5 protein-coding genes and 1 pseudogene are annotated in these 4,470 nt (G+C 63.6%); 5 read left to right on the top strand and 1 reads right to left on the bottom strand.

All coding sequences use genetic code 11. The annotated features are described in order from the left end of the window. A pseudogene (locus EOA29_RS26430) lies at nt 1-227 on the bottom strand (MurR/RpiR family transcriptional regulator); the annotation flags it as partial. Between the two features lie 68 nt (nt 228-295). On the opposite strand from EOA29_RS26430, the gene EOA29_RS26435 reads away from it, so the two are divergent. The 5 genes from EOA29_RS26435 to EOA29_RS26455 all read left to right on the top strand — a co-directional run. Beyond that, complete coding sequence (locus tag EOA29_RS26435; protein ID WP_126095023.1) at nt 296-1,168, top strand: 3-keto-5-aminohexanoate cleavage protein; 873 nt, start codon at nt 296-298, stop codon at nt 1,166-1,168. A gap of 168 nt (nt 1,169-1,336) precedes the next feature. Beyond that, nucleotides 1,337-2,089, top strand: a complete 753-nt coding sequence (glnH, locus tag EOA29_RS26440) for a glutamine ABC transporter substrate-binding protein GlnH (RefSeq protein ID WP_126095024.1) — start codon at nt 1,337-1,339, stop codon at nt 2,087-2,089. Between the two features lie 71 nt (nt 2,090-2,160). After that, nucleotides 2,161-2,817, top strand: a complete 657-nt coding sequence (glnP, locus tag EOA29_RS26445) for a glutamine ABC transporter permease GlnP (protein WP_126095025.1) — start codon at nt 2,161-2,163, stop codon at nt 2,815-2,817. After that, entirely contained in the window at nt 2,814-3,542 is a 729-nt protein-coding gene (gene glnQ, locus EOA29_RS26450) for a glutamine ABC transporter ATP-binding protein GlnQ (RefSeq protein WP_126095026.1), read from the top strand. The genes glnP and glnQ overlap by 4 nt, the downstream gene beginning before the upstream one ends. Further along, nucleotides 3,532-4,470 (top strand): C45 family peptidase (locus EOA29_RS26455; protein ID WP_127221828.1); only part of this gene is annotated, 939 nt, incomplete at its 3' end. The genes glnQ and EOA29_RS26455, both read left to right, overlap by 11 nt.

Consider the following 4,470-nt stretch of genomic DNA (forward strand, 5'->3'; position numbering starts at 1 on the left):
GCGTTGGCGTAAAGCGAACGCAGCGGCTCGTAGCCGTCAAAGCCCAGCCGCTTTGCCAAGCGCACCATCGTCCACGGCTGCAGACCGGCGCGGCGCGCCTGCTCGCGCATCGACAGCAGCGCGACATCCTCGGGATTGTCGAGAAGATAGCGGGCGGCGTCCTGAAGCTGCGACGGCAAGGCATCGAAAACTTCGACGATGGCATCGGTGAGCGGCGCGCGGATCATGCCGCCAACCATAGACGCGAATGCGAGATCATGCAATATATGTAGCAATTGATAATTTTATGCAACAAATGGAGCAAGCCGTGGAAGATGGTGCAAACCAAGGGCAGACTGGTTCCGGGCGCTCCGATCCCGTAGCAATCGCCGTGGCGCCAAACGGCGGCCGGCGCACTAAAGCAGATCATCCGGCTTTGCCGATTACGCCGGCTGAGTTGGCGGATGTGGCCGCGGCCTCGCTCGATGCCGGCGCCGCCATGATCCATGTCCATGTCCGCGGCCGCGACGGTCGCCACCTGCTCGACGCCGAGGCCTATCGGGCCGCGACTGCCGCGATCAGGGCGAGCGTCGGCGACAGGCTCGTTCTCCAGATCACCAGTGAGGCGCTGGGTATCTATAGGCCGGAGCAGCAGATGCGGGTGGCGCTGGAAGTACGCCCCGAAGCGGTTTCGCTGGCCTTGCGCGAGCTCGTGCCCGACCAAGCGCATGAAGCGGCTTTCGCGTCGTTCCTCGAGACGCTGCGCAGGGAGAAGGTCACGCCGCAGATCATCCTCTATACCCCCGAGGAGGCCACCTATCTCGCGGCGCTCGCCGGCCGAGGCCTGATCCCCTTCGACAACCTGCCGGTTCTCTACGTGCTCGGCCGCTATACGGTCGGGCAGACGTCCCGTCCCGCCGACCTGCTGCCGTTCCTGGCGCCCGGCATTCCGGCATCCGGCCATTGGATGGTCTGCGCCTTTGGCGGTCAGGAGACCGCATGCGTCACCGCCGCGGCCCTGCTCGGCGGGCATGCGCGTGTCGGATTCGAGAACAATCTCTTCCTGCCCAATGGGACACCGGCTTTCGGAAATCAGGACCTGGTCGCGGCCGCCAAGCGAGCGGTCGAAGCTTGCGGGCTGCCCCTCGCCGACGCGGACACGCTTAGGAACCAATGGGGCGCTGCCTAGAGCATCTGAATTTTTTGCTGGCGGGGCTCCCTTGTCGGATTCAACCACCATTGCCGCAATATGCAAATATCAAATGCATATTGCTATTAAATGCATTTTCAATTTGCGATATCGGATCGACAGTGTTAGGCTTCCAGCGCAATTCCAACAAAAAGGGGAACCCGAAAAATGAAATTCGCACTTGCAAGCCTCACCGCCGCCGCGGCCGTCGCGGCAACGCTCGTCCTTAGCCAGCCGGCCTTTGCCGACGACCTGATCGTGGCGACGGACACCGCCTTCGTTCCGTTCGAGTTCAAGGAGGGCGACAAGTATGTCGGTTTCGACATCGACCTGTGGGCGGCAATCGCCAAGGATATCGGCGTGACCTACACGCTGCAGCCGATGGACTTCAACGGCATCATTCCGGCGCTCCAGACCAAGCAGGTCGACGTCGGCCTGGCCGGCATCACCATCAAGGACGAGCGCAAGAAGGTCATCGACTTTTCGGACGGCTACTACGACAGCGGATTCCTGCTGATGGTGCCGGTCAACAGCACGATCAAGGGTCCGGAAGATCTTGTCGGCAAGACGCTTGCCGTGAAGACCGGCACCTCGGCGACAGACTATGCCAAGGAGCACTTCAAGGGCACCGATCTACGGCTCTTCCCCAACAGCGACAATGCCTATCTCGAAGTCGCGACCGGTCGCGCCGACGCGGCCATGCACGACACGCCGAACGTACTCTACTACATCAAGACCAACGGCCAGGGGAAAGTGAAGACCGTCGGCCCACAGATGATGGCCCAGCAATATGGCATCGCCTTCCCGAAGGGCAGCGAGCTCGTCGCCAAGGTCAACGCTTCGATCGCCAAGCTGAAGGGCGACGGCACCTACAAGGCCATCTACGAGAAGTGGTTCGGCACGGAGCCGCCGAAGAGCTGATCATCGGGGTTTCCCTTGGATCTCCTGGCGCGCCGGCATGGCCGGCGTGCCTTCCCTGAAGGATAGCTCTCATGGATTTCGACTGGTCCGTCATCTGGCAGGCCCTGCCGGAGCTGTTTAAAGGCGCCCGCCTCACCGTGCTGATCGCGCTCGCCGGGCTCGCCGGCGGGCTTCTGATCGGCTTCGCCGCCGGGCTGGCGCGCGCTTACGGCAACATCGTGCTCAACGCCATCGCCATGGTCTATGTCGAGATCATTCGCGGCACCCCGATCATCGTGCAGGTGATGTTCATCTATTTCGCGCTGCCCATCCTGGCGGATGTCCGCATCAACCCGTTGGCGGCGGCAATCATGGCAATCATCATCAATGCCGGCGCCTATATCGCCGAGATCGTGCGTGGCGCCTTCCTTTCCGTCCATCGCGGATTGCGCGAAGCCGGCCTGGCGCTCGGCCTGCCGTTCTGGAAAGTGCTTTTCTACATCATCGGCCCGCTTGCCTTCCGCCGCATGATTCCGGCGCTGGGCAACCAGTTCATCGTCAGCCTCAAGGACACTTCGCTGTTCATCGTGATCGGGGTCGGCGAGCTCACCCGGCAAGGCCAGGAAATCATGGCGGCCAACTTCCGAGCCGTCGAGATCTGGTCGGCCGTGGCGATGTTCTACCTGATCATGACCGGCACGCTCACCCTGATCCTCAGGCTGACCGAAAAGAGGATGCGCATCCTGTGAGCATCGTGGCGTTCAAAAAAGTCACCAAGCGCTTCGGCCAGGTCACGATCCTCGACCAGGTCGACCTGTCGATAGAGGCCGGCGAGAAGGTCGTCCTGATCGGCCCCTCCGGCTCCGGCAAATCGACGCTGCTTCGCTGCATCAACGCGCTGGAGGAGATCAATGGCGGCGACCTCATCGTCGACGGCATCAGCGTCAAGTCCGGCGGCCGCAAGGTCCGCCTGATCCGCCAGGAAGCCGGCATGGTCTTCCAGCAGTTCAACCTGTTTCCGCAGATGACGGCACTCGAGAACGTCGCCTTCGGCCCGCGCCGGGTGCGTGGCGAAACGCGGCAGGAGGCACGCAAGCAGGCGCTGGAAATGCTCGCCAAGGTCGGCCTTGCCGAACGGGCGCATCACTATCCGAGCGAGCTTTCCGGCGGCCAGCAGCAGCGCGTCGCCATTGCGCGTGCGCTTGCCGTCAAGCCCAAGCTGATGCTGTTCGACGAGCCGACCTCGGCGCTCGATCCCGAACTCAGGCATGAAGTGTTGCGCGTGATGCAGGCGCTGGCCGAGGAAGGCATGACGATGATCGTCGTCACCCACGAGATGGCCTTTGCCCGCAAGGTCGGAACCAGGCTGATTTTCATGGAAGGCGGTAAGATCGCTGTTGACGGCGAGCCGCGGGAGCTGCTTGCAAACCCGCAAAACCCTCGCTTGAAAGAGTTTCTGCAGCATGTCGCATGACGCGCTCCCCCGGCTTTCCTTCATCGATATCGCGGGGTCGCCGTATGATGTGGGGGCTGCTCTCGGGCAGTTTGGCCGAGCGGCCTTGCATGAGCATTTTCGTACTTCCGCCGCCTGGCGCGAGCTGACCGCACGCCGCGCCGATCCCCGCATCGGCACGATGGCGATGATCGTGCGGGAACGGTTTCCCCGATACTGGGCCGAGCTGCAGGGTCTTGCCGCCGGGCTGGAATTGGCTTTCGACGATGTCTTCCTGTGGAACTGCCGCGGCGACATCTGGGCGATGGCGCCGGATGGCTGCACGACCGTCCAGTTGCCCGGTTCCCCGCATGTCATCGGCCACAACGAGGATGGCGACCCGGAATTCGCCGGCCACTGCGCGCTGGCCCATGTGACGTCCGAAGGCGGCAATTCATTCACCGCCTTTGTCTATCCGGGCTCACTGCCCGGGCATACGTTCGCGGCCACGTCGGCGGGGCTGGTGCAGACGGTCAACAACATCAGGCCGCTGGCTGGCGGTGCAGGGACGCCGCGCATGGTGCTCGCCCGCGCCATCCTCGATGCGCCCAGTCTCGACGCGGTGCTGGCCCTGCTCAGATCGGCGCCGCGCGCCGGCGCCTTTCACCTGACCCTGGCGCAAGCCGGCGACGAGAGGCTGCTCAGCGTCGAGTTCACCGCGCAAACGCTGTCGGCCGACCAGGTCGAAGCGGCGCGGGTCCATTCGAACCACCTCATCCACGCCGACACGGGACGCATGTCGCAGATCGTCACCGGATCGTCCGGCGTGCGCCAGCGGCGGGGCGAATTGTTGCTCGGCCACACGCTGCAGTCGGACCCGCAAGACCGCGCGCGCGGCATCTTGTGGGACGCGGCCGACCCGGAGCTGCCGATCTATCGCACCGATCCGGCCGACAGCGATGTCGAGAAC

The organism is Mesorhizobium sp. M1E.F.Ca.ET.063.01.1.1, from assembly GCF_003998155.1.
Classification (GTDB): Bacteria; Pseudomonadota; Alphaproteobacteria; order Rhizobiales; family Rhizobiaceae; genus Mesorhizobium.

Coding starts and splice junctions, on each gene's coding strand:
- glnP (WP_126095025.1), top strand. CDS start 2,161: ATGGATTTCGACTGGTCCGTCATCTGGCAGGCCCTGCCGGAGCTGTTT.
- EOA29_RS26435 (WP_126095023.1), top strand. CDS start 296: ATGGAGCAAGCCGTGGAAGATGGTGCAAACCAAGGGCAGACTGGTTCC.
- glnH (WP_126095024.1), top strand. CDS start 1,337: ATGAAATTCGCACTTGCAAGCCTCACCGCCGCCGCGGCCGTCGCGGCA.